The sequence below is a fragment of the Cellulomonas sp. KU4C genome (assembly GCF_056868065.1).
In genome coordinates, this window is the sequence record NZ_CP200322.1 from 2,930,833 (window position 1) to 2,954,233 (window position 23,401).

The 23,401-nt window shown below is 78.5% G+C and carries 19 protein-coding genes; 11 read left to right on the forward strand and 8 right to left on the reverse strand.

Features of this window, described 5'->3' with window-relative positions:
* The first annotated feature begins 11 nt into the window (after positions 1-11).
* Positions 12-779 (forward strand): class I SAM-dependent methyltransferase, encoded by a 768-nt coding sequence (locus AC1VL8_RS13805; RefSeq protein WP_483075548.1) that lies wholly within the window; start codon positions 12-14, stop codon positions 777-779.
* A gap of 39 nt (positions 780-818) precedes the next feature.
* Here the strand turns inward: AC1VL8_RS13805 and AC1VL8_RS13810 are convergent, their stop codons facing one another.
* Positions 819-1,631 carry an alpha/beta fold hydrolase gene (locus AC1VL8_RS13810; protein ID WP_483075549.1) on the reverse strand — a complete coding sequence of 271 codons (813 nt, stop codon included), beginning with the start codon at positions 1,629-1,631 and terminating at the stop codon, positions 819-821.
* A gap of 218 nt (positions 1,632-1,849) precedes the next feature.
* On the opposite strand from AC1VL8_RS13810, the gene AC1VL8_RS13815 reads away from it, so the two are divergent.
* Entirely contained in the window at positions 1,850-2,755 is a 906-nt protein-coding gene (locus tag AC1VL8_RS13815) for a GGDEF domain-containing protein (RefSeq protein WP_483075550.1), read from the forward strand.
* Positions 2,756-2,846: 91 nt separating this feature from the next.
* Here the strand turns inward: AC1VL8_RS13815 and AC1VL8_RS13820 are convergent, their stop codons facing one another.
* The 6 genes from AC1VL8_RS13820 to AC1VL8_RS13845 all read right to left on the reverse strand — a co-directional run bounded on the left by AC1VL8_RS13820 (position 2,847) and on the right by AC1VL8_RS13845 (position 9,875).
* Positions 2,847-3,920, reverse strand: a complete 1,074-nt coding sequence (locus tag AC1VL8_RS13820; RefSeq protein WP_483075551.1) for an NAD(P)/FAD-dependent oxidoreductase — start codon at positions 3,918-3,920, stop codon at positions 2,847-2,849.
* Entirely contained in the window at positions 3,917-4,417 is a 501-nt protein-coding gene (locus AC1VL8_RS13825) for an isoprenylcysteine carboxyl methyltransferase family protein (RefSeq protein ID WP_483075552.1), read from the reverse strand. Before AC1VL8_RS13825 ends, AC1VL8_RS13820 begins: the two co-directional genes overlap by 4 nt.
* A 63-nt stretch (positions 4,418-4,480) precedes the next feature.
* On the reverse strand, positions 4,481-5,614 hold the full coding sequence (locus AC1VL8_RS13830) for a type III polyketide synthase (RefSeq protein WP_483075553.1): 1,134 nt from the start codon (positions 5,612-5,614) through the stop codon (positions 4,481-4,483).
* 49 nt (positions 5,615-5,663) lie between these two features.
* Positions 5,664-6,572 (reverse strand): UbiA family prenyltransferase, encoded by a 909-nt coding sequence (locus tag AC1VL8_RS13835; RefSeq protein ID WP_483075554.1) that lies wholly within the window; start codon positions 6,570-6,572, stop codon positions 5,664-5,666.
* Positions 6,573-6,668: 96 nt separating this feature from the next.
* Positions 6,669-7,868, reverse strand: a complete 1,200-nt coding sequence (gene dinB / locus AC1VL8_RS13840; RefSeq protein WP_483075555.1) for a DNA polymerase IV — start codon at positions 7,866-7,868, stop codon at positions 6,669-6,671.
* 159 nt (positions 7,869-8,027) lie between these two features.
* Complete coding sequence (locus AC1VL8_RS13845) at positions 8,028-9,875, reverse strand: anthranilate synthase family protein (RefSeq protein ID WP_483075556.1); 1,848 nt, start codon at positions 9,873-9,875, stop codon at positions 8,028-8,030.
* 276 nt (positions 9,876-10,151) lie between these two features.
* Here AC1VL8_RS13845 and AC1VL8_RS13850 point away from each other — a divergent pair, with 276 nt between their 5' ends.
* From AC1VL8_RS13850 to AC1VL8_RS13890, 9 genes are all read left to right on the forward strand, one after another.
* Complete coding sequence (locus AC1VL8_RS13850) at positions 10,152-11,195, forward strand: LacI family DNA-binding transcriptional regulator (RefSeq protein ID WP_389228702.1); 1,044 nt, start codon at positions 10,152-10,154, stop codon at positions 11,193-11,195.
* Between the two features lie 4 nt (positions 11,196-11,199).
* Positions 11,200-12,462 (forward strand): amidohydrolase family protein, encoded by a 1,263-nt coding sequence (locus AC1VL8_RS13855; protein WP_483075557.1) that lies wholly within the window; start codon positions 11,200-11,202, stop codon positions 12,460-12,462.
* 64 nt (positions 12,463-12,526) lie between these two features.
* Positions 12,527-12,994, forward strand: a complete 468-nt coding sequence (locus tag AC1VL8_RS13860) for a hypothetical protein (protein ID WP_483075558.1) — start codon at positions 12,527-12,529, stop codon at positions 12,992-12,994.
* Positions 12,995-13,110: 116 nt separating this feature from the next.
* A complete protein-coding gene (locus AC1VL8_RS13865) occupies positions 13,111-14,097 on the forward strand; it encodes an ABC transporter ATP-binding protein (protein WP_483075559.1) in 987 nt (328 codons plus the stop codon).
* A 23-nt stretch (positions 14,098-14,120) separates the two neighbouring features.
* On the forward strand, positions 14,121-14,789 hold the full coding sequence (locus AC1VL8_RS13870) for an ABC transporter ATP-binding protein (protein ID WP_483076258.1): 669 nt from the start codon (positions 14,121-14,123) through the stop codon (positions 14,787-14,789).
* Positions 14,786-18,142 carry a hypothetical protein gene (locus tag AC1VL8_RS13875; RefSeq protein ID WP_483075560.1) on the forward strand — a complete coding sequence of 1,119 codons (3,357 nt, stop codon included), beginning with the start codon at positions 14,786-14,788 and terminating at the stop codon, positions 18,140-18,142. Before AC1VL8_RS13870 ends, AC1VL8_RS13875 begins: the two co-directional genes overlap by 4 nt.
* 53 nt (positions 18,143-18,195) lie before the next feature.
* The gene (locus AC1VL8_RS13880) at positions 18,196-20,883 is read left to right on the forward strand and encodes a hypothetical protein (RefSeq protein ID WP_483075561.1); all 2,688 of its coding nucleotides are present in this window, start codon (positions 18,196-18,198) and stop codon (positions 20,881-20,883) included.
* Between the two features lie 130 nt (positions 20,884-21,013).
* Positions 21,014-21,277, forward strand: a complete 264-nt coding sequence (locus tag AC1VL8_RS13885) for a hypothetical protein (protein WP_483075562.1) — start codon at positions 21,014-21,016, stop codon at positions 21,275-21,277.
* A gap of 207 nt (positions 21,278-21,484) precedes the next feature.
* Positions 21,485-22,483, forward strand: a complete 999-nt coding sequence (locus AC1VL8_RS13890; protein ID WP_483075563.1) for a M15 family metallopeptidase — start codon at positions 21,485-21,487, stop codon at positions 22,481-22,483.
* Here the strand turns inward: AC1VL8_RS13890 and AC1VL8_RS13895 are convergent.
* Entirely contained in the window at positions 22,474-23,367 is an 894-nt protein-coding gene (locus AC1VL8_RS13895) for a formate/nitrite transporter family protein (protein ID WP_483075564.1), read from the reverse strand. The genes AC1VL8_RS13890 and AC1VL8_RS13895 overlap by 10 nt on opposite strands.
* Between the last annotated feature and the right edge of the window lie 34 nt (positions 23,368-23,401).

The following is a 23,401-nucleotide window of genomic DNA, read 5'->3' on the forward strand; positions in this document are numbered from 1 at the left end:
CGGCCGACCGCGTGACCGAGACTGGGGCCGTGGACCTCGCGCCGGACGACCCCTGGACCCTGATCGCCGACGACTGGGCGCGGCTGTGGGCCCCGTCGGCCGAGCCGGTCCGGCGCGCCGTCGTCGCGGCGGCGGGCGTGGGCCCGGGGACGCGGCTGCTCGACGTCGGGTGCGGCAGCGGGGAGCTGCTGGCCCACGCGGCGTCGCTCGGGGCCGCGGTGTCCGGGGCGGACGCCGCCCCGGGGATGGTCGAGCGGGCCCGCGCCGTCGCACCCGGGGCGGACGTGCGGGTCGCGGAGGCCGAGGCGCTGCCCTGGCCCGACCGGGCGTTCGACGTCGTCGCCGCGGTCAACGTGCTGCAGCTCGTGCCGGACCCGGAGATCGCACTGGCCGAGGTGGCGCGCGTCGTCGCACCGGGGGGCCGCGTCGCGGTGTGCGGCTGGGCCGAGCGCGACCGCAACGAGCTGGACGTGGTCGAGGCCGCCCTCGCGCTCGACGACGGCGAGGCGCTCGGCGACGAGCACCCGCTGCGGGAGGAGGCGCCGGTGCGGACGCTGCTCACCGCCGCGGGCCTGACCGTCGAGACCGTGACCCTGGTCGACGTGCCGTGGACGGCCGCCGACGAGGACGCGCTGGTCCGCGGGGTGCTGCTCGGCGAGGACGCCGCCGGGCTGCGGGAGCGGGGCCCGGTCGTCGTCGACGCGGCGGAGCGGTTCCGGACGCCGGGCGGGGGGTTCCGGTTCCGGAACACCTACCGGCTGCTGGTCGCGCGCGCCTGACGGGCGCCGCAGCCCTCCGCCGCCCTCAGCCGGCCGCTCTCAGCCCGCGGCGTGCCGGTCGAGGAACGCGTCGACCGCCGCGGCGGCACCGGCGCTGTCGAGGTGCAGCCCGTGCCCGGCGCCGGGCACCGCGACCAGCTCGGCGCCGGGGATCGTGGCGGCCAGCCGCTCGGCCGACGCGAGGGCGGCGAGGCGGTCGTGCGTACCGTGCACGACGAGCGTCGGCGCCGTGATCCGCGGCAGCACGGCGAGCGCGTCGTGCGTCGTGCTCGCCCGGTAGAGCGCGCGCAGCGTCGGGCGGTCGGCGTCGAGCGTGAAGAACCGGCGCACCTCGTCGGGGTGGGCCGCGACCCAGTCGTCGGCGAAGAACAGCCGGCGGCGCTCGACCGGGTCCCCGCCGAGCAGCAGCCGGTGCGCCGCGGCGTCCCGGGGTACCCCGTCGCCGGCACCGGCGCTGGTCGCCAGCAGCACCAGGGACGCCACGCGGTCCGGGGCGTCCACCGCCAGCCACTGCGCGATCTTGCCGCCCATCGAGTGCCCGACGACCTGCGCGCGGTCGACCCCGGCGGCGTCCAGGACCGCGCGCACGTCCCCGGCCAGCGCCCGGGTGGTGAACCGGGCGTCCGCGTCCTCGGGACGTCCGGGCGCGCTGCCGCCGGTGCCGCGCTGCTCGGTCCGCAGCACCCGGAACCGGTCCGCGAGCCGGTGCACGACGGGGTCCCAGCCGGCCGTCGGCGTCGCCTGGCCCTGGAGCAGCAGGACCGGCGGTCCGGACCCCAGCTCGGTCCACAGCAGGTCGACGCCGTCGTCGGCGGGGGCGGTGCGGCGGGACGCGGGCGGGGCGGAGGTCACCGGGCGACGCTAGCCCAGGCGCCCGCCGTCGTCCGCCGCCGTCGCACGCCCGCACCCGGGCCCGCGTGAATCACCCGTTCCCCGGCATCTCTCACCCGGTCGGTGCGCCCGCGCCGGCATCCGCTTTCCCATACTGGGGCCATGCCGGCGACCGACGAGCGACCGCACGTCGAGCGGGACCGCGAGCTGCGGCCCAGCTCGCGGCCGCGTTCCTGGTCGTGTCGCTGCTGGTCGCTCTCGGCGGGCTGACGCCGGCCGACCCGGACACCGCCGTCGGCCGCTGGGTCGCGGTGGCGTCCCTGTACGCGGTGCTCGCCGTGCTGGCGCTCGCACTGCCCGCCGCCCCGCGGACCACGCAGGCGATCCTCGTGACCGGGGTGCTGGGCGCGGGCGTGGTGACGGGGAGCTGCCACAGCGCGCAGGGGGTGTTCACCGGGTGCCTCGGGATCATCCTGGCGGGGCAGCTGGCCGCGTACGCGCTCGACGTGCGCCGGGCGCTGGCCGTCGGGGCGGTGTGCGTCTCGACCATCGCCGTGGCCGCGAGCGTCGCCCCCGCCCCGGTGCGGCCGAGCAGCACGGTGGTCGTCGTGGTCCTGGGGCTGATGACGTCGGTGCTGCTCGGGCGGCAGACGCACTGCCTACGGGTCGACGCGGGCACCGACCACCTGACCGGCGCGCTCAGCCGCGGGGCGTTCTACGAGCGGCTCTCCAGTGCCGTCGACCGGGCGCAGCGCACCGGCCGGCCGCTCGCCGTGGTCGCCCTCGACATCGACGACTTCAAGGTCGTGAACGCGACGCACGGCCACCTCGGGGCCGACGACCTCATGACGTCCCTGGTCGGGGCGTGGCGGGCGGACCTGGACAGGCACGCGTTCGTCGGCCGGGTCGGCGGCGACGAGTTCGTGGCCGTGCTCCCCGGTCACGACGCCGACCTGGCCCGCGGCTGGGCCGCGCTCGCGAGCAGCTGGACCGCCCTGCCGAGCAGCGCCGGGGTCGCCGAGCTCCGCGCCGACGACACGATGCGCACGCTGCTGGCCCGGGCGGACGCCGACCTGTTCGCGGCGAAGCAGCGCAAGGCCGACGCCGAGGCGACCCGCACGGTCGTGACCGACCCGGTGGCGTGACGCCCGGACTCGACCCGGTGGCGTGACCGGCGACGCGATCCGGGACGTGACCGGGTGACGTGCGCCGGGCAGGGCGCTCCCGGCCCGGCACTCAACGCGCGAGGCGCTCGACCGCGCCGGCGAACACCGGCGGCAGCCGCACCGCCGCCGGGACCAGCGCGCCCCGCAGCGGCGACGTCGCGGCGGCCACCAGGGCGGAGGTGAGCAGGCGGTAGTCCCGGGTCTCGGTGCGCCAGGCCCGCTCGTACCCGGCGGCGTCGTCCAGGTGCGCGACCGCGGCGCGCGCCTGCGCGAAGCCGAGCCGCAGGCCCTCGCCGGTGAGGGCGTCGACGTACCCGGAGGCGTCGCCGACCAGTCGCACCCGGCCCGCGGTCCGCGCGCGGGTGCGCTGGCGCAGGGGACCCGCACCCCGGTCCGCCGCGTCGACGGCCGCCCCCGCGAGCCGGTCGGCGAGCGCCGGCACCGCCGCGAGCTCCGCATCGACGTCGACCGGCGCGGCGCCGAGCAGGGCGACACCCACCAGGTCCGGGGCGACGGGGGTCACGTACGCCTCGGTCCGGCGGCCCCAGTGCACCTCGACCAGGTCGGTCCACGGGGCCACGCGGTAGTGCCGGCGCACGCCGAACCGACGGGCCGTCCCGGGCCCGGAGCGTGCCAGGACGCGGGACACGGCGGCGGGCACGGCGCGCGGCGGCCTCGCCTCCAGGCCGGTCAGCCGCCGGACCGTCGAGTGCAGGCCGTCGCACGCGAGCAGCCACCGCGCGTGCACCCCGCCGGCGACCACGCCGTCCGCGTCCTGGGTGACCTGCAGGACCCGCCCCCCGACCCGCTCGACCCCGAGCGCGTCGGCGCGGTCCGCGAGCGCCGCGTGCAGGACGGTGCGGCGGACCCCGCGCCCGGGCGGGCCGGCGAACCGGTGCTCGGCGCGCAGGTCGTCGCGCACGTAGGCGATGCCCGCGAGGTCGCGCCCGGCGGGGTCGACGCCCAGGCGGTGCAGCGCCGTGACGGCCCGGGGCATCAGGCCCTCGCCGCACGCCTTGTCGATCACGCCGGACCGGGGCTCCACGACCAGGGCGGTGTACCCGGCGAGCCGGGCCTCGATCGCCGCGACCAGGCCCACCGGGCCGCCGCCGACGACGAGCACGTCGGCGTCGTACGCGGTCACGGCCGGGCGGGTGCGGTGGTGGGTCCGTCGGCGACCCCGGTGGCGGTCGCGGCGCGCAGGGCGCGTTCCTCGGCGGGGATCCGGAACCCGAGCAGGAGCACCGCGTTCAGCACCGTGAACGCCAGCGCGGTCACCCACGCCGTGTGCACGAGCGGCAGGGCGATGCCCTCGACGACCACGGCGACGTAGTTGGGGTGCGGGATCCAGCGGTAGGGGCCCGTCGACACCAGCGGCAGGCCCGGGACGACGATCACGCGGGTGTTCCACCGGGGTCCGAGCGTCGCGATGCACCACCAGCGCAGCGCCTGGCTGCCGATCACCAGCGCGAGCGCGACCCAGCCCAGCCACGGGACGAACGGCCGGTCGGCGAGGTGCACCTCGAGCACGCACGCGAGCAGCAGGCCGGTGTGCAGGGCGACCATCGGCGGGAAGTGGCCCCGGCCCGACTCGACGCCGCCGCGGGCCACGGACCAGCGGGCGTTGCGGGCGGACACCACCAGCTCGGCGAGGCGTTCCAGGGCGGTGAGCGCGACCAGCAGGTCGAACCACGCGACGGAGGCTCATGCGGTCTCCTCGGTTCCGGGGGCGGGGGCGGGGGCGGGGGTAGGTGTCGGGGTGTCGGGCGTGCCGGGCCAGCGGAGCGCGACGAGCTCCGCGCCGACGCCGGGGCCGAACGCCACCAGGGCGCCGATCCCGCCGGGTCGGGGTGGTGGGCCGGCGAGGGTCGCGGCGAGCACGTGCAGCACCGCGGCGGACGACAGGTTGCCGGTCCGGGCCATCGTCGCCCGGCTGACCGCGAGCGCCGCCTCGGGCAGGTCGAGGGCGTCGCGGACCGCGTCGAGGATCCTCGGCCCGCCGGGGTGAACGACCCAGCGGTCGACGTCGGCGACCGTCGCGCCGAGCGGGGCCAGCAGCGCGTCGACGTCCGCGGCGGCGTGGGCGGCGACCGTGTCGGCCATCGCGCCGGACAGCACGATGCGCAGCCCGGACGCGCCCACCTGCCAGCCGAGGTCCCCGGCGGTCCCGGGGTAGAGCACGCTGCGGGTGCCGACGACCGCGGGTCCGTCGAGACCGAGCGCGTCCGCGCGGCGGTCGCCGAGCACGACGACGGCTGCGGCCCCGTCGCCGAACAGGCCGCTCGCGACGAGGTTCGCGGTCGAGTCGTCGTCATGCTGGAGCGTCAGCGAGCAGAGCTCGACGGACAGCAGCACGGCGACGTCGTCGGGGTGCCCGTCGAGGTGGTCGTGCACGAGGGCGAGGCCCGCGGCGCCGCCCGCGCAGCCCAGCCCGAAGCTCGGCACCCGGCGCACGTCGGGGCGCAGCCCGATCCGCTCGACCAGCAGGGCGTCCAGCGAGGGCGCGGACACCCCGGTGACGGTGGTGAAGAAGAGGTGGTCGACGTCCGCCGGGCGCAGGCCGACCGCGTCGAGGGCGTCGTGCACGGCGCGAGCGGCCAGCTCGGTGCCCTCGCGCAGGAACAGGTCGTTCGTCTCGCCGAAGCTGGACAGCCCCGCGTACTTCTCCAGCGGCAGCACCAGGTGCCGGGTGTCGATGCCGCTCGACCGGTGGACCCGCTCGAGCACGGCGCGCCGGCGCGGGTCGCGGGTGACGATCCCGCCGATCTCCGCGGTGATGTCCGCCTGGTCGTAGACGTGCTCGGGCAGTGCGGGGACCACGGCCACGACTCGGGACATGCGCGGATCCTCTCGCGGGGGGTCGCGGCCCGCGACCGGTGGCGGGGTCTCAGCCGGTGGTGACCAGCAGGACGACCGCCAGACCGGCGACGAGCATCGCGGCGGTGAACGGCCAGCGGCTCGTCGGGCGGCGGAGCGCGACGAGGACGGCGGACCCCGCGAGCGCCCCGGCTCCGCCCAGCGCGGCCACCCCCGGCGGTCCCGGCGCCCCGGGGCTGCCGAGCACCACGACGAGCACCGCGGCGAGCAGCACGGCGGCCGCGCCGAACGCGGTCCCGCGCCGACCGAGCCGGTGCGGCAGGCCCCGCACGCCCGTGGCCGCATCGTCCTCCAGGTCGGGCAGCACGTTCGCGAGGTGCGCGCCGACGCCGAGCAGCGCCCCGCCGGCCGTCACCCACCAGGGCGCGGCACCGGCACCCGCCCCGGAGCCGAGGGTGGCGACCGACGGCAGCCCGCCGAACGCCACCGCGTAGGGCAGCGCCGACCACGCCGTCGACTTCAGGCGCGCGTTGTACGCCCACGCGGCGGCGACCAGCACGCCGTGCAGGAGGGCGGCGCGGATCCCGAGCGTGAGCGACAGCCCCGCGCACGCCGCGACGGCCAGCAGCGCGGCGGTCCGGAGCGCGGCCGGGGTGACGTCCCCGCGGACGACGGGCTTGTCGGTGCGCCCGACCGCCCGGTCGCGGGCGGCGTCGATCCAGTCGTTGGACCACCCCACCGACAGCTGCCCCGCCAGGACCGCGGAACCGACCAGCGCCGACCGCCCGGGCCCGGCGTCCGCGGGGCCCGCCGCGTACGCGGTGGCGAAGACGGTGACCGCGGCGGCCGGTGCCGCGTGCGCGGCGCGGACCAGCGCCGTCACGGGACGGACCAGCGCCGTCGCGGAGCGGACCAGGGTGCGCGCGGCGCCGGCCGGTGCGCGGCGGGGCGGCGGGGCGGGCGCGGCGGTCCGCGGCATGGCGTCCCCCCGTCCCTGCGTCGCTCGGCGCGGCCATCCTGCCGCAGGCCGCTCGCGGCAGCACCCCGTCCCGCGTGCGCGCAGCCGGGGGAGCGGTCAGTCCGGCAGGTGCGGCACCTCCGTCCCGCTGCCGCCGCGCAGCAGCGCCCCGCGCTGCACCGCCCCGGAGCCGAACTGCGCCCGCACGGCGTCGAGCGCCCCGTCCAGCCCGGACCGGTCGCGGCCGTCGAGGTCCAGCTGCGGCTGCTCCCACGCGTCGGTCTCCAACCCGGTGAGCGCCACACCGACCAGGGTGAGGCCGCGCTCGGCGACCAGGGGCGCCGCCTCGGCGAGGAGTGCAGCGGCGACCGCGGCCAGCCGCTCGCCGGACGCGGTGGCGTGGGGCAGCGACCGGGACCGGGTCGCGGCGGTGTAGTCCGCGAACCGCAGCCGCAGCACCACCGTCCGCGCGAGCCGGTGCGCCCCGCGCAGCCGCCGGGTCACCCGGTCGACCAGGCCGAGCAGCGCGGCGTGCACCTGCTCGGGCCGGTGCGGTCCGCGGCCGAGCGCGCGCTGGGCGCCCACGGACGCGCGTCGCCGGTCGGTGCGGACCCGCTCGGGAGTGCGCCCGTGCACCACCGCGTGCAGGTGCCGGCCCATCGCGGGCCCGAGCGCCGCGACGAGGACGTGCGGCGGGAGCGCGGCGACGTCACCGGCGGTCGCCAGGCCGTAGGCGCGCAGCTTGCCGGCGGTGACCTCGCCGACGCCCCAGAGCACCTCGAGCGGCAGCGGGTGCAGGAACGCGTCCTCGCGGTCCGGCTCGACGAGCAGCAGACCGTCGGGCTTCGCGACCCGGCTGGCGACCTTCGCCAGGAACGGCGTGCGCGCCACCCCGACGGTGATGGTCAGGCCGACCTCGGCCCGCACGCGCGCCCGCAGCCGCGCGCCGATCTGCACCGGCGGGACGTCGATCCGGTGCAGGCCGTGCACGTCGAGGAACGCCTCGTCGATCGAGACCCCCTGCACGGCGGGCGTCGTGTCGGCGAAGATCGCGAACACCGCCCGGCTGGCCGCGGTGTACGCGTCGAACCGCGGCGGGACCACGACGAGCCCCGGGCACAGCGACCGGGCCTCCCGGCCGCTCATCGCGGTCCGCACCCCGCGCCGCTTCGCCTCGTACGACGCCGCCAGCACCACGCCGCCGCCCACGGCGACCGGCCGCCCGCGCAGCCGCGGGTCGTCGCGCTGCTCGACCGACGCGTAGAACGCGTCCAGGTCCGCGTGCAGCACCCCGGCCCCTCGAGTCGACCTCTCCATAGAACACATGTTCGACCCGCCCTCTGACACGCGCCAGCGCCCGCCGACGAGCGGTCACGACACGCTGGTCCGCGGGGGTGCGCGCCAGCGTGTCGTGACCACTCGCCCCCGGTCGACGAGGGGGCGCGCGGGGAGAGGGGGCGGGCGGGGGGAGTCGGGTCAGGGGAGGAGGTGGCGGGTGAGGCGGCGCAGGGTGGGGAGACCGTCGGCGGACAGGACGCTCTCCAGGTGCCCCTGGACCGACGCGACCGCCCGGCCGCGCAGCGCGTGCACCACGCCCGTGGCCGGGTCGGCGCCGACCTCGAGGTCGAGCAGCGGCGTCCGCGTCGTCCCCGGCGCCACCCGCGCGGCGAACGTGTTGTAGAACCCGATCGCCGCGGGCTCGCCGAGGACGTCCACCTCGAGCCGCACGCCCTGGCGCGGGGACTCCAGCGGCGCGACCGGCAGCCCGGCCTGCAGCGCGAGCACCTGGTGGCTGAGGCAGACGGCGAGCAGCGGCAGCCCGGTGCTCAGCCGCGCCGCCAGCAGGGCGTGCAGGCGCGCGACGCGGGGGTCGTCCAGGCGGCGCGCGTCACTCGGCCCGGGGCCGAGCACCAGCAGGTCCGCGTCGGGCTCGTCGGGCACCTGGTCCCACGGGACGACCCGCGCGTCGAGGCCGAGGTGCCGCAGCTGGTGGGCGAGCATCGTCGTGAACTGGTCCTCGGCGTCCACGACCAGGGCGGTGCGGCCCGCGAGGCCGGGCTCGGGGTCGGCGGCCTGGGGTCGGAGCCAGAACGTCGCGAGCCGGTCGTTGCGCGACGCCAGCGCGGCGGCGACGCCGGGCTCGTCGGCGAGCACGGGGGCGGGCCCGGCGGTCGGGCGCGGGACGGCGCCGATGGCGGTGAGCACCCCGGCGGCCTTGGCGTGCGTCTCGGCGACCTCGCCCGCGGCCGAGGAGTGCCGGACCAGCGTCGCGCCGACCGGCACGGTGACCCGGCCGGCGTCGTCGAGGTACGCGGTGCGGATCAGGATCGGCGCGTCGAGCGCGTACCCGCCCGCGGCGTCGGGCTCGAACAGCGCGAGCACCCCGGAGTAGTACCCGCGCGGCGTCGTCTCGTGCCGGGCGATGACCGTGCAGGCGTTGCCCATCGGCGAGCCCGTCACCGTCGGGGCGAACATCGTCAGCCGCAGCACCTCGCGCACGTCGAGGTCGGTGCGCCCCTCCAGCACGTACTCCGTGTGCGTGAGCCGGGACATCTGCTTCAGGTACGGCCCGAGGATGCGACCGCCGTCGGGGCAGACGGCGCTCATCATCTTCATCTCCTCGTCGACGACCATGAACAGCTCGTCGCTCTCCTTGGCGTCCGCGAGGAACGCCAGCAGCTCCGCGCCCGTGGGGGCGTCGGCGCCGTGCCGGAACGTCCCGCTGATCGGGTTCATCCGGGCGACGCCGCCGGAGACGGACACGTGCCGCTCGGGGGTGGCCCCCGCGGCCGCGAGCCCGGGGGTGCGCAGCGCGAACGTCCAGTACGCGCCCTGCTCGCGCTCGACCAGCGCCCGCAGCCACGACAGCACGGCCGTGCCGGGCGCGGCGTCGGTGCGGGCCACGAAGTCGCGCCGGATGACGAAGTTCGCGCCCTCCCCGCGCCCGATCTCGTCGTCGATCACGCTGCGGACCTGTGCGCCGTAGGCCTCGTCGGGCACGTCGAAGCCGACCGGGTCGATCGCGACGGGCTCGGCGGGCAGCAGCGCGAGGGCGTCGGCCAGCGGCACCTGCTCGCGGTCGCGGACGACGAGGCAGCGCAGCGGGGCGCCGTCGTCGTGCGCCACGAACCCGCGCTCGCGCACCTGCCGGAACGGGACGAGGGCGAGGACGGTCGCGCCGTCGAGGGGGATGTCGGCGAGGCGGTCGACGTCGAGGACGTCCCCGACGAGCACGTCGAGCACGGGGGCGTCGCCGCGCCGGAGCACGACGAACGGGGGTGCGTCCTCGGTCAGGAGGGTGCGGAGCAGGGGAGCGGTGGTCATGCGGGCAGCCGATCGGGTCGGGGATCGGCGCCCGCCCGCCACTGCTGGCACGACCGCCGGTCCGGGCGGTCGTCGACGCGTCGAGGTCCGCCTAGGAGGCGGGCCACCAGGAGGTCTGCGACGCGAACATGGCGCACACCGTAGCACCGGGCGCACAGCAGCACCGGGCGCACGGCGACGAGCCAGGGGGCGGCGTGGTGCCTTGCCGCGTGCGGTGCTACGCATTAGCGTCCCAGTGCCGTCGCGGGAGCGACCGGCAGCACCCGAGGAGCACAGATGGCTCGCAGCAGCGGCGGACGCGTCACCCAGCGCCAGATCGCGGAGCTCGCCGGGGTGAGCCAGGCGACCGTCTCGCTCGTGCTCAACCACGGCGGCGCCGGTGAGACCCGGATCCCGGAGGAGACCCGCGCCCGCGTGCTGCGGGTGATCGAGGAGACGCAGTACGTCGCGGACCCCTCGGCACGGCGCCTGGCGGGCATGGACAACCGGATCATCGGGGTGTTCACCTACGAGCCGGCGTTCCCGTCCCGGATCCAGGAGTACTACGGGCCGCTGCTGACCGGCATCGAGCAGGCGGCCGAGGAGGTGGGCTGCGACCTGCTGATGTTCACCAGCGCGCCGGTCACCGACGGGCGCCGGAAGATCTTCCACGAGGGCAGCCGGCTGCGGCTGGCGGACGGGGTGCTGCTGCTCGGCGTCGAGATGGACGCGGGCGAGCTCGAGCGGCTGGTCACGGGCGGGTTCCGGGTCGTCGCCGTCGGTCGTCGGGACACGCCCGGCATCCCGTCGGTCGGCGTCGACTACGCCGGCGGCGCGCGCCGCGTGGTGGCGCAGGCGCTCGACCTCGGGCACCGGCGGGTCGTGCACCTGCACCTGCCCCGGGAGGGCGAGTCGGTGCGCGACCGGTTCGCCGGGGCCGGTCAGGCGTTCGCGGCGGCCGGTGTGGATCCCGTGGTCGTGCCCGCCGGCCCGGAGGACGCCGAGGCCGCGTGGGCGGCGGTGCGGGCCGCCGACGACCCGACGCTGCTCGTCGTCGAGGACGCCGCCCTGGCGACCGCGCTGGTGCTGCGGGCGCGCGACGCGGGGCTGCGGGTCCCCGAGGACCTGAGCGTCGTCTCGCTGCTCCCGCCCGCGCGCGCCGACGCGGCGCTGGTGGACCTGACCCGGCTCGACCCGCCGCGCGGCGAGATCGGCCGGCAGGCGGTCCTGCTGCTCGCGCGGATCCTGCACGGCGACCCGCCCCCGGAGGACGGGCTGCGCACGCTGGTCGAGTGCCCCGTGGTCCCGGGCACGACCCTCGCGCCGCCGCGGGCAGGATGAGGCGATGAGCACCGACGCGCCCGACGCACCCCCGACCCCCTCGCTGCGCACCGTCCGGCTGGTCCGCGACGTCCGTCCGTGGGGCGGCGCCCCCGTGGACCTGCACCTCGACGGCGGCGTCATCACCGCGATCACGCCGACCGGCCCGTCGCCCGCCGGCGCGGCCGAGGTCGACGGGGGGCGGGCGGGCGGCGACGCGGTGGGCGGCGACGTGGTGGACGGCCGGGGCCTGCTCGCGCTTCCCGGGATCGTCAACGCCCACGCGCACGTCGACAAGTCGTGGTGGGGGCTGCCGTGGCAGTCCTACGGCGGCGAGGGCGGCACGGACGGCCGGATCCGGCACGAGCGCGCGCGGCGCGACGAGCTCGGCATCCCCGGCGTCCGCACGACCGCGGCGGTGCTGGCGGAGCTGGTGCGGCACGGCACGACCGCCGTCCGCAGCCACGTGGACGTCGACCTGGGCGTGGGCCTGCGCGGCATCGAGGCGGTGCGCGAGGCCGCCGCGGCGTACGACGGCGCGCTGCACGTCGAGGTGGTCGCGTTCCCGCAGGACGGCGTGCTGCGCCGGCCCGGCGTGCTGGACCTGCTGCACGCGGCCGCCCGTGCGGGTGCCGAGCACGTGGGCGGGCTCGACCCGGCGTCCATCGACCGCGACCCCGTCGGCCAGGTCGACGCGGTCCTGGGCCTGGCCGCCGAGCACGGCGTGGGCGTCGACCTGCACCTGCACGACCCCGCGGAGCTCGGCGCCTTCCAGATCGAGCTGGTCGCCGACCGCACGGAGCGGCTCGGGCTGCAGGGCCGCGTCACCATCGCGCACGGCTTCGCCGTCGCGCAGCTGCCCGACGCGCAGCGCGCGGACCTGCTGGCGCGGATGGGCGCGCTCGGGATCGCGATGACGACGGTCGCGCCCCTGCGCCTGCCGCAGCTGCCCGTCGCCGAGCTGGCCGCGGCCGGCGTCCGCCTCGGGCTCGGCACCGACGGCATCCGGGACCTGTGGAGCCCCTACGGCACCGGCGACACCCTCGGCATCGCGTGGCAGCTCGCCCGCGCCTCGAGCCTGGTGCGGGACGAGGACCTGCTGCGGGTGGTGCGGCTCGCGACGACCGACGGCGCGTGGGCGGTCGGCCGGGACGGGCACGACCTCGTCGTGGGTGCGCGCGCGGACCTGGTGCTGCTCGACGCGGAGAACCCGCTGGACGCGCTGGTGCGGACCCCGCCCCGCGAGCTCGTGCTCGGCGGCGGGCGGGTGCTGGCCGAGCGGGCCTGAGCGCACGCCGGGTGCCCGGACGCCCGGCGTGCGCCCGGGCACCCGGCGTGGTGAGGATGGCGGTATGACCCGCGCGCACGAGGACGTCGCCGGCGGCGACGCCGAGCACCCCGACCCCGCTCACCTGCCGCCTGCCGGCGTGCCCGACGACGTGGTCGAGGCCGTCGGCGGCGTCACCGCGGCGTTCGAGGTGGTCGAGCACGCGCGCGGGATGCTCTACGCGTTCCACCGGCTCGTCGGCCGTGCCGACGCCGAGCTCGCCGAGGCACTCGACCGGCTCGCCGCCGCCGGCCACCCGCAGATCGCCGACGAGCTGCGCGCGGAGGTCGTCGGCCGCAACGTCCTGGCGGGCCGGTGGACGTTCCAGGTCGTCGAGGAGTTCGACGACGGGTACTACCGGGCGTTCGCCGACGCCGAGCGCCGCACCCGTGACCGGCTGCTCGACGGGCGTCGGCACGTCCACGAGTCCCAGCTGAAGGAGCGCAACCGGACGCAGGGCCGGCCCGGGCACGAGGCGCGGCCGGAGGCCTGACCGGCCGGTGGTGGGGGCGGCGTGCGGCGCGCGGGTGACGCGCCCGTCCGGGGCTGCCCTGCCGGGTCGTCCGCGGGATAGCATCCGCACGCGTCGCACCCGAAGGAGAGGCCGCCGTGCAGCACACCGTCGTGGACGAGCTCGGTGCGCGCCTCGCCGCGCCCGAGGAGTTCGGCCGGGAGGCGCTGGTGGTCTGCGACGCGGTCGTGCGGATCTTCCGGACCGGGGGCGTCGAGGTGCAGGCCCTCCAGGGGCTGGACCTGCTGGTCGGGCGCGGGGAGATGATCGCGGTCGTCGGGGCGTCCGGCTCCGGGAAGTCGACGCTGCTGCGGATCCTGTCCGCCGCGGACGCGCCCAGCGCGGGCACCGTGCGGGTCGGACGGTGGGACCTCGGGGCGCTCAGCGCGCGCGACCGCGTGACGTACCGCCGGACGGTCGTCGGCACGGTCCGGCAGCAGACCGCCCGCAACCTCGTGCCGTACCTCACCGCGCGGCAGAACGTCGCGCTGCCGCTGACCCTCGCCGGCCGCCCGCACCGCACCGCCCGGACCCGGGTCGACGAGCTGCTGGAGCTGGTCGGCCTCACGGAGGCGCGCGACCGCCGACCCGCCGGGCTGTCGGGCGGCGAGCAGCAGCGGGTCGCGATCGCCGTCGCGCTGGCCAACGGCCCGCAGGTGCTGCTCGCCGACGAGCCCACCGGCGAGCTCGACACCACCACCGGTCAGCAGGTGTTCGAGGCGCTGCGCGCGGCGCAGCGCGAGGCCGGCACCACGGTCGTCGTCGTCACGCACGACCCCGCGGTGAGCGGGCAGGTCGAGCGGACCGTCGCGATCCGCGACGGCCGGACGAGCACGGAGGTGCTGCGGCGGGCGCACGTGGGCACGGACGGGGCGCACGGGTTCGTCGCCGAGGAGTACGCCGTGATGGACCGCGCCGGGCGCGTGCAGGTCCCGCGCGAGTACCGGGAGGCCCTCGACCTGACCCGCCGGGTGCGGCTCGCGCTGGAGGACGACCACGTCGCGGTGCGACCGGACACCGCACGGGCCGACACCGGCACGCCCCCCGCCCCCGAGCGGCGCCGCCGTCGCCACGGTGCCGCGTGACGACGAGCCCGACGACGACCCCGATGGTCCGCGTCCGGGGCGTGCGCCGCACCTACGGCACCGGTCGCGCCGCCGTGCACGCGCTGCGCGGCATCGACCTGGACGTGGCCCCCGGTGAGCTCGTGGCGCTGGTGGGGCGGTCGGGGTCGGGCAAGACGACCCTGCTCAACCTCGTGGGCGGGCTGGACCGGCCCGACGAGGGCACCGTGCACGTCGACGGCACGGACGTCGCCACCCTGGACCGCGCGGGCCAGGTGCGGCTGCGCCGCGACGTCGTCGCGTTCGTGTTCCAGACGTTCGGGCTCGTGCCGGTGCTCAGCGCCGCGGAGAACGTCGCCGTCCCGCTGCGGCTGCGCGCCCTGCCGGTCGCCGACCGCGAGCGCCGCGTCGCGCTGCTGCTGCGCCTGGTCGGGCTGGAGGGCCACGCGGCGCTGCGGCCCGACGAGCTGTCCGGCGGCCAGCAGCAGCGGGTCGCGATCGCCCGCGCGCTGGCCGGGTCGCCGCGGCTGCTGATCGCGGACGAGCCGACGGGTCAGCTCGACACCGAGACCGGGCTCGCGGTGATGGCGCTGATCCGGGCGGTCGTGGAGGCGGAGGGCATGGCCGCCGTCGTCTCCACGCACGACCCGGTGATGATCGGCCTCGCCGACCGGGCGGTCCGGCTGGTCGACGGGCACGTGCAGCCCGCATGACGGCCGGGTGGGCGGCCGCCGCGCCGGGCCTCGTGCTCCGGCGTGCCCGCACGCAGGCGCCGCTGCTGCTCGCCGTGCTCGCGACCGCGCTGGTCGCGCTCGCCGTGCTCGGCACGGGGACGCTGCTGCTCACCGCCGGGCGCCAGGACGCGCTGAGCACCGCGCTCGGCGACGTCGACCCCGCCCGGAGCCAGGTGGTGGCCCGGGTGGTGCCCGCGGACGGCGCGGCGGACCCGGCGCCGCTCGCCGCTGCCGTGGCCGGTGCCGTCGAGGCCGCGGCGACCCCGCTGCCGGTGCGCACCACCACCTGGGTCGAGTCGCCGCTGCTCCGGCTGCCGGCGGGCGTGGGCGCGGGCGGGACGACGGGGTCCTTCGCGTACCTGGTCGACGCGCCGGACGTCGCGCAGGCCGGTCGCTTGGTCACGGGGCGCTGGCCCGCACCGGGGGCCGTGGCCGGCGGCGTCGCCGAGGACGCTGCCGGTGGGGACGAGGCCGTGGAGGTGGCGGTACCGCTCGCGGCCGCGGACGCGCTCGGGCTGGCCGTCGGCGACGTGCTCGACCTCGGTGCCACCGCGGACGGCCCACCCGGCGCCGACCCGGTCACCGCGGTCCGGGTGGTGGGGGTGTGGTCCCCGCTCCCGGGCACCGACGGCGCGGTCTGGGACCGGGACCGCCTCCGGGGCGCGGGCGTCGACCTCGACCACGACCGGCCCGGTACCTCCGGTCGGCAGCGCTCGCCGGCGTACGGGCCGTTCGTGCTCGCCCCGGGCGCGCCGTCGACGGCGACGGGTGCCGGCACGGTCGCGGTGCTCGTCCGCCCGGACGCGGCGGACGCGCGGCCGGCCGACCTCACCGCGGTGGCCCGGGCGGTCCCGGGGCTGCGGGCCCGGCTGGTCCGGGACCTGGGCGACCGGGCCGACCGCGTCGTCGTCCGGTCCGCGCTCCCCGACACCCTCACGGGGGCGCTCCGCCAGCACGAGGTGACCGGGTCGGTCGTCGTGGTGGGCGGGCTGGTCGGGCTGGCGCTCGCCGGCGCGGCGCTGCTGCTCGCCGGCCGGCTGGTGGCGACGCGCCGGTCGGCGGAGCGCGACCTGCTGCGCGACCGCGGGGCGAGCACCCGGCAGCTGCTCGGCCAGCAGGGCGTGGAGGCGGTCGTCCTCGCGGTGCTCGCCGCGGTGCTCGCCGTGCCCGTCGCGACCGTCGGGTACGGGCTGGTGGTGCGGGTGCCCGCGCTCGCCGCCGCCGGGCTGCGGCCCGTGGGGACGGGCGACGTCGGGTCCGCGCTGCCGGCGGTGGTGGGCGCGGGCGCGGCGGTGCTCGTCCTCGCGCTGCTGCTGCCCGCGCCGCGACCCCCGGGCGGCCGGCGGGCCCGTGCGCGCGCCGGGCGACGGCTCGCGCGGTCCGGCGCCGACGTCCTCCTGGTGGTCCTGGCCGTCCTCGCGGTCCTGCGCCTGCGGTCCGGCGACGGGACCGGACCGGTGGCGGGCGTCGGCGCGGTCGCGGGGGTCGTCGGCGGCGACCCGGTCCGGGTGCTCGCGCCGGTCCTGGCCCTGGTCGCCGGGTCGGTCCTGGTGCTGCGCCTCGTGCCCCCGGCCGCCCGTGCCGGCGAGCGGTGGGCGGCCCGGTCCCGCGGGTTCGTGCTGCCGCTGGCCGCGCTGGAGGCCGCACGCCGGCCCCGCTCGGCGACGGCGCTGCTGCTGCTCGTGCTGGCCACGGCCACCGCGACCTCGGGCGTGGCGTGGGCCGCCACCTGGGACCGGTCGGCCGGTGCGCAGGCCGCGGCGCGGGTGCCGGCCGCCGCGACGGCGGTCGACGTGCCCGGGCAGCTCCTCGGCCAGGGTGCCGCCGTCCGCGCCGCCGACCCGGCAGCGCTGCCCGTCACCGACCGGGTCACCGGGCTGGGCACGCTCGTCACCGGCGAGGACGCCACCCGGCTCGTGGGTGTCGACACCCGCGCGGCGCTCACCGCCGACCTCCTGCCCGGCGGCGCGGACTGGGCGGCCCCCTTGACGGCCCTGGCGCCCGACGCCGCCGACCCGCCGGTGCTGCCCGCCCGGGTCGAGGACGACGGGAGCGTCGCGCTGCGGGTCTCCGGCAGCACCGACGCGCCCGTGGCCCTGCACGCGACCGCGACCCTCGTGCTCGACGACGGCCACGGCGCCCGGGTCGCCGCACCCGCGGACGAGGTGCCGCTCGACGGGGCGGCCCACGGCGTCCGGGCGGCCGTCCCGGGCGGCACCGCGGGCCCCGCGCGGGTGGTGGCGGTGCTGGTCACGCTGGCGTCTCCCGACCTCGCCGGGCTCGACGCCGGGCGGACCGCGGACGTCGCGGTGTCGGTGGGCTGGTCGGCCCCGGATGCCGAGCGGACGGGGGCGGGCGCGGCGGGTCCGGACGCCGCGGACGTCGCCGCCTGGACCGCGGCGGTGCCGGCACCCCCCACGGGGGAGCCCGCGACGGTGCTGGACCCGACGCTGGTACCCGACCCGGCGGGGGCCGACGGGGGCGTCGGGCTGCTCCTCGCCGCCGAGGTGGACGTCCCCTACCTCACGCTGCGACCCGCGGACGTGCTGCTCGCGGGGTTCGCGGTGCCGGAGGCGCTGCCGGTCGCGGTGGGCGCCGGCCTTGCCGCCGACGCGCGGCTCACCACCGGGGACGACCTCGACGTCCTCGTCGGCCGGACGCCGGTCCCGGCCCGGGTCGTCGGCGTGCTCCCGTACGTCCCCGGCGCGCCGGACGGTCCCGCGGTGCTGGTCGACCTCGACGCGCTGTCACGCGCGGCGCTGGCCGCGGGGGAGACGGCGACGCTCGTCGACGGCTGGTGGCTCGGCTCGTCCGCCGGGGCCGCGCCGCTGCGTGCGGCGGGCGCGGACGTCACGGTCCGGACCGAGGTGGCGACGGCGCTGCGCGACGGACCCCTGCGCGTCGGGGTCCTGGCGGCGCTGGGTCTGCTGGTCGTCGGGGCCGTCGCGCTCGCGCTGGTCGGCTCCGCGCTGCACGGCGCGCAGACCGCCGACGACCGGGGTCAGGAGGTCGCGCGGCTGCTCGCGCTCGGTGCGTCCCCGCGGGCGGTGGCGGCGACCCACCTGACGCAGCACGTCGCCGTCGACCTGCTCGCGGTCGCCGCGGGGACGGCGGTCGGGGCGGTGGTCGCCCGCGCGCTCACCCCGGCGCTCACGGTGTCCGAGTCCGGCGCGGTCGCGGTGCCGCGGGCGCTCGCCGTGTGGCCGTGGGGCGCCGAGGCGACGCTGCTCGCGGTCGTCCTGCTCGGGTCGACGGTCGTGGTCGTGCCCGTCGTGCGCGGACTGGTGCGGCGCGCGACCGCCGCGCACCTGCGGCTGGGGGACGCCGAGTGACCGCCCGGCACCGCGACAGCACGCGCCGTCGCGTCGGCAGGCGGAGCCGGGACGTGGTACGTCCGGGGGCGCTGGGCCTGGACCTGCGGACGCTGCCGCGGCGCGCACGGGCGCAGGCGGGTCCGCTGCTGCTCGTCGTGCTGCTGCTGACCCTCGTGACCGCACTGGCCTCCGCCGGGCCGCGGGCGGTGGCACGGGTCGCGGACGACGCCGTCGCGGACGCGCTCGCGCGCGCCGGGGACTCGGCGGACGTCGTGCTCACCGCCGCCGTGGGGTACGCGCAGACCGGGCAGGCCGCCGACCCGGAGGCGGCCGCGCACGCCCTCGATGCCGCCGACGCCCTCGCGACGGGTCTGGGCGCCCGGATCGGCGACGTGCTCGCACCGCCGGTGACGCTCGTGACCTCGGGACCGCTCGCGCTGCGGGCGACCGCGGACCCCGGCGGCGCCGCGGCCACGCCCACCACGGGGGAGACGACCGTACGGCTCGCGTGGCTGCACGGCGACGGCACGGGTGTGACGTGGACGGCGGGGCAGGCCCCCGCCGCGGCGGGCACGGGTGCAGCGGCGGCCGGCACCGACGCCGGCACCGCGGCCGCCTCCGGCCCCGGCACCGCAGCGGCACCCGTGCAGGTCGGACTGGCGGGTGACGTCGCCGAGGCGCTGGGCGCGCGGGTCGGTTCGACCCTGACGACCGAGTCGTCCGACGGCGGCGGGGTCACGCTGCTCGTGACGGGGGTGTTCGCCCCGGAGCGGCCCCGGGTGTGGGACGTGCTCGACGAGGCCGTGGTCGCGCGCGTCACCACCTCGGGGCCCGCGACGACGACGGAGGCGGTCGCGGTGCTGTCCGACGCGTCGCTGCCCGACCTGCTCGAGGCGGTCGACCCGCGCCAGGTCACCCGCACCGTGCGGCTGTCGCCGGCGCCGGGTCTCGGTGCGGGCGCCGCGCGGGTCGTGCTGGACGAGCTGCCGGCGGTCCGGGCGTCGCCCTCCGTGCTCGGCCCGGCGGCGTCCGGTGTGTCGGTGCACACCGGCCTGGGCACGACGCTCGGCGGCGCCCTCGACGACGTCGAGCGGGCGCGCGCGCAGGCCGGGGCCCTCGTCCACGGGGTGGTCGCCGTCGGCGTGCTGCTCCTGCTGCTCACCGCCGGGCTGCTCGCGCTCCGCCGCAGGGGCGAGCTCGCCGCACGCCGGACCCGCGGCGCCCGGCTCCTGGCGCTCGGCGTCGAGCAGGGCGTCGAGGCGCTGGTGGTGGTCGTGGTCGGCGTCGGTGCCGGGCTGGCGGTCGCGGCGGCGGTCCTGCCCGGACCACCGCCGGGGCCCCTCGTGTTGCCTGCCGCGGTGGTGGCGCTGCTGGCGCTGCCCGGGGCGGCGCTGCTGACCGCGCGCCGGGTCGCCGACCCCCCGGGCACCCCGCACGGCGGGACGGCCGGTGCCGCGGGTCGGCGCACCGCCGTCGAGCTCGCCCTGGTCGCGCTCGCCGGGGCCGCGGTCGTGACCCTGCACGGGGGGACCCGGGGGACCAGCGGCGGACCGGACGCGCTCGGTGCCACCGCTCCCGCGGCGCTCGCCGCGGTCGGTGCGGCCGTGGTCGCGCGCCTGCTGCCGGTGGTCCTGCGTCGGCTCGCGCCCGTGGTCGAGCGGTCCCGGCGCGCGGTGCCGGTGCTCGCGCTGGCGCGGGCCAGGTCGGACGGGCTGGCGGCGCTGCCGCTGCTGGCGCTCGGGACCGCCGCCGCGCTGCTGGTGGTCAGCGTCTCGGCCGCTCTCGCGGTCGACCGGGACCGGGTCTCCGCGTCCTGGGACGAGGTCGGGGGCGACGTGCGGGTGACCGGACCGGCCGCCGACCTGGCGGCGCTCGCCGCGACGTGGGCGGACCAGCCCGGGGTCGACCTGGTGGTGACGGCCGAGCGGCTCGACGGACCGCGGGTCCGCACCGCCGACGGGCGGACCGACGCGCAGGTGCTGGTCGGCGACCCTGTCGCGTTCCGTGCGCTGGCCGCCGCGGCGGGCGGTGCGGCACCCTCGGCCGCCGGCGAGGTCGAGGTGCAGGTCGACGGGACGACCCGGACCGTCGCGGCGACCGAGCTGCAGTTCGCCGGCGCCGGCGACGGTGCACGTGGGGGTGGGGACGCCCAGGTGCTGCTCCTGCTCCCCGCCGAGGTCGATGCCGGCACGCCGTCCGCGGACCGCGCCCAGGGCGTCGCGTGGCTGGTCGGACCCGGGTCGGCGGCGGCGGTCGCGGACGGCGGCCGCGCGGCGGCGTCCGACGGCGGCGGCCTCGCCGTGACCGAGCGCGCGGTGGTCCTCGCCGAGCTGCGCGCCGAGGTGCTGCCCCGGGCGCGCGCCGCCGCGGGCTGGGCGAGCGCCGGCCTCCTGGGCATCCTGGTCGCGCTCACGGTCCTGGTCGGGGCCGCGCGCGGTGGTCCGGCGCGCCGCCGGGCGCTCGACACGCTGCGCACGGTGGGGCTGGGCGATGCCGAGGCGTGGCGGGTCGCGGCCGCCGAGCTGGCACCGGGCGCCGTCGTCGCGACGGTGGCGGGCGCGGCGACGGGCTCCGTCGTCTCGGCGGTGGTCCTCGGCCCGCTGGTCGGCGGGGACGGGATCCGCTGGGCGGACGTGGCGTGGGCGGCCGGTGCCGTCCCCGTGCTGGTGGCGGCCGTCACCGCGGCGGCGGTGGTGCTGGTCGAGCAGGGACGCGGCGGCACGCACCGGCTCGGGGACGTGCTGCGCGCCGCCGACTGACCGCGGACCACCTACGCAGTCCGGACCCGGTCGGTGCGACGGCGGTACTCAGGTCCCCGCGCCGCCCAGGCTGGTCGCGACCCGCGGCCACCCCACGGCCCGGGCGACCCAGCAACCCGGGGAGACACCCATGCCCACCGCCGTCGGCCAGTCCGCCGTCCTCACCGGCACCGCACCGCCCCTGACCAAGGCCCGCCTGCTGGCCGCCCTGCTGCCGGGCGCGATGAGCGCCGCGGACGCCCGGACGTGGGTGGACCGTCACCAGGGCGTCGACGCGGTCGCCGAGCTCGTCGCGGCCGGCTCGGTGCGGCGCACCGCCGACGGCGGCCTCGCCCTGGACCACGGCCGGCGCGAGTCAGCCCTGGGCGCGCTGGGCCGCGACCTGCGCGGGTGACGGCCGGGGACGCGGACGGAGGGCGCCGGTCCACCACCTAGTCCCGCTGGGGCCCACCACGCAGGCCGCGCCGCCACGACCACCCAGTTGGCCGCGGGCGACCACTCAACGCTCGTCGGACCCGGATCAGCCGCTGGACTGTCGCGCGGCGTCGACGCACCCCACACTGGGTGACGACCCCCGTCCGACGTCCCCTGGAGCACCGGCGTGACCTCCCGCCCCCCGCGCGCCCGTCGCACCACGACGAGCGGACGCGTCGCGCCCGCGGACGAGCGCTCCGCCGGGCCGCGGACCCGGTGGACCGGGTCCCGCACCGTGCAGGTGCTCTCCACGGTCGCCGTCGGCGCGCTCACCGTCGGGCTCCTGCTGCACGACGTGCCGTCGTCGGCACCCGAGCCGCCGCAGGTCGCAGCCGACGCCCCCGCCGGCCCGTCGCCGCGTCCCCGTGCGGTCCCGACGGCGGGGAGCACCGCACCGCCGATCACGCCCGCCCCGACGGTGCCCACGGGTGCCGCGGACCGCACCGGGGACCTGCTGGCCGGACCGTCCGCGCCGTCCGCGCCGGCCCCGACCGCACCGCTCCGGGTGCCGGTGCCTCCCGCGGCCGCGGGCCTCGACCTCGCCCGGTACGCCACCACGGACCCGGCCAGCCCGTGGGTGGTCGTGAACAAGGCGCTGCCGCTCGCGCCCGCGGACTTCGCCCCGACGGACCTGGTGGTCGTCGGCGGCTACGAGGTCCGCGCCGCGCTCCAGGACCCGCTGACCCGGATGCTCGCGGCCGCCGCGGCCGAGGGGGTGCGGCTCGAGCTGCGCAGCGGGTTCCGGTCCGCCGCCTACCAGCAGCAGGTGCACGCCGACTGGGCGTCCCGGGTCGGCCCGCAGCGCGTCGACGAGGTGTCCGCGCGGCCCGGGCACAGCGAGCACCAGACCGGGCTCGCCGTCGACGTCGGCAGCGGCAGCCGGCCGGAGTGCGACTTCCAGTCCTGCTTCGACGCGACGCCCGAGGGCACCTGGGTCGCGGCGCGGGCGGCGGAGTTCGGCTTCGTGGTCCGCTACACCGCGGGCAACCAGGCCGTCACCGGCTACGCGCCCGAGGGCTGGCACCTGCGGTACGTGGGGACCGACCTGGTCGCGGAGATGCAGCGGCGCGGGGTCACGACGCTGGAGGAGCTGTTCGGCGTCCCCGGGGGCCCGGACTACCGCTGAGGCGGGGAGGGCGGCGTCGCCGACCCGGCGGCGTCGGCCTGCTGGCGCAGCCACTGGCTGTCGTCGTTGACGTAGGCGTAGTAGAGGCCGATCAGCAGCCCGCCGCCGATGAAGTTGCCGACCAGCGCCAGCCCGACGTTGCCGGCTGCGGCCGCGAGGTCGATGCCCTCGCGGAGGCCGACGATCGAGAACAGGACGGTGTTCGCGACCGAGTGCTCCAGGCCGAGGAACGCGAAGATGAACACCGCCGTGATCATCACCAGGCACTTGGTCAGGTCGCTCTTGATGAGGCCGTTGTAGACGAGCAGCATCGCGATGTTGATGCAGAAGTTGCAGAGCACTGCGCGCAGCAGCAGGTCCACCCAGCCGGCCGGCCCGTCGGTGACGTAGGCGAGCTTGTGCGCGACCGAGTCGACCATCTGCTGCTCCGGTCCGCCGTCGGCCAGGGTGGAGAACCGCAGCAGCACCGCGACGAACAGCCCGCCGACCAGGTTGCCCAGGTAGCACAGCCCGAGCATCCGCAGCGCGCGGAGCCACGAGGTGCGCCGGTGGTAGGCACCGATCGAGACGATCATCATGTTCGAGGTCAGCAGCTCGGACCGCGAGTAGTAGATGAACACCAGCGCCCAGCCGAACACCACCGCACCGACCAGCCGACCGACCGGTCGCAGCGTCGCGTCGCCCGCCGGCACGGCGTCGAACGCCGCGATCACGGCGTAGTACGTGGCGTACATGAGGCCGATCAGGACACCCGCCATCGCGGCCCGCTGCAGGTAGCGCCGCGCGAGCCCGCCGGACATCGCCGTCTTGGTCTCGAGGGCCTCCAGGGCGGTGCTGATGAACTGCTTGCCCGGGAACAGGGACTGCGGGTCGGCGATGCTCACGCGCACACCGTGCCACAGGTCGGGCGCGATCGCC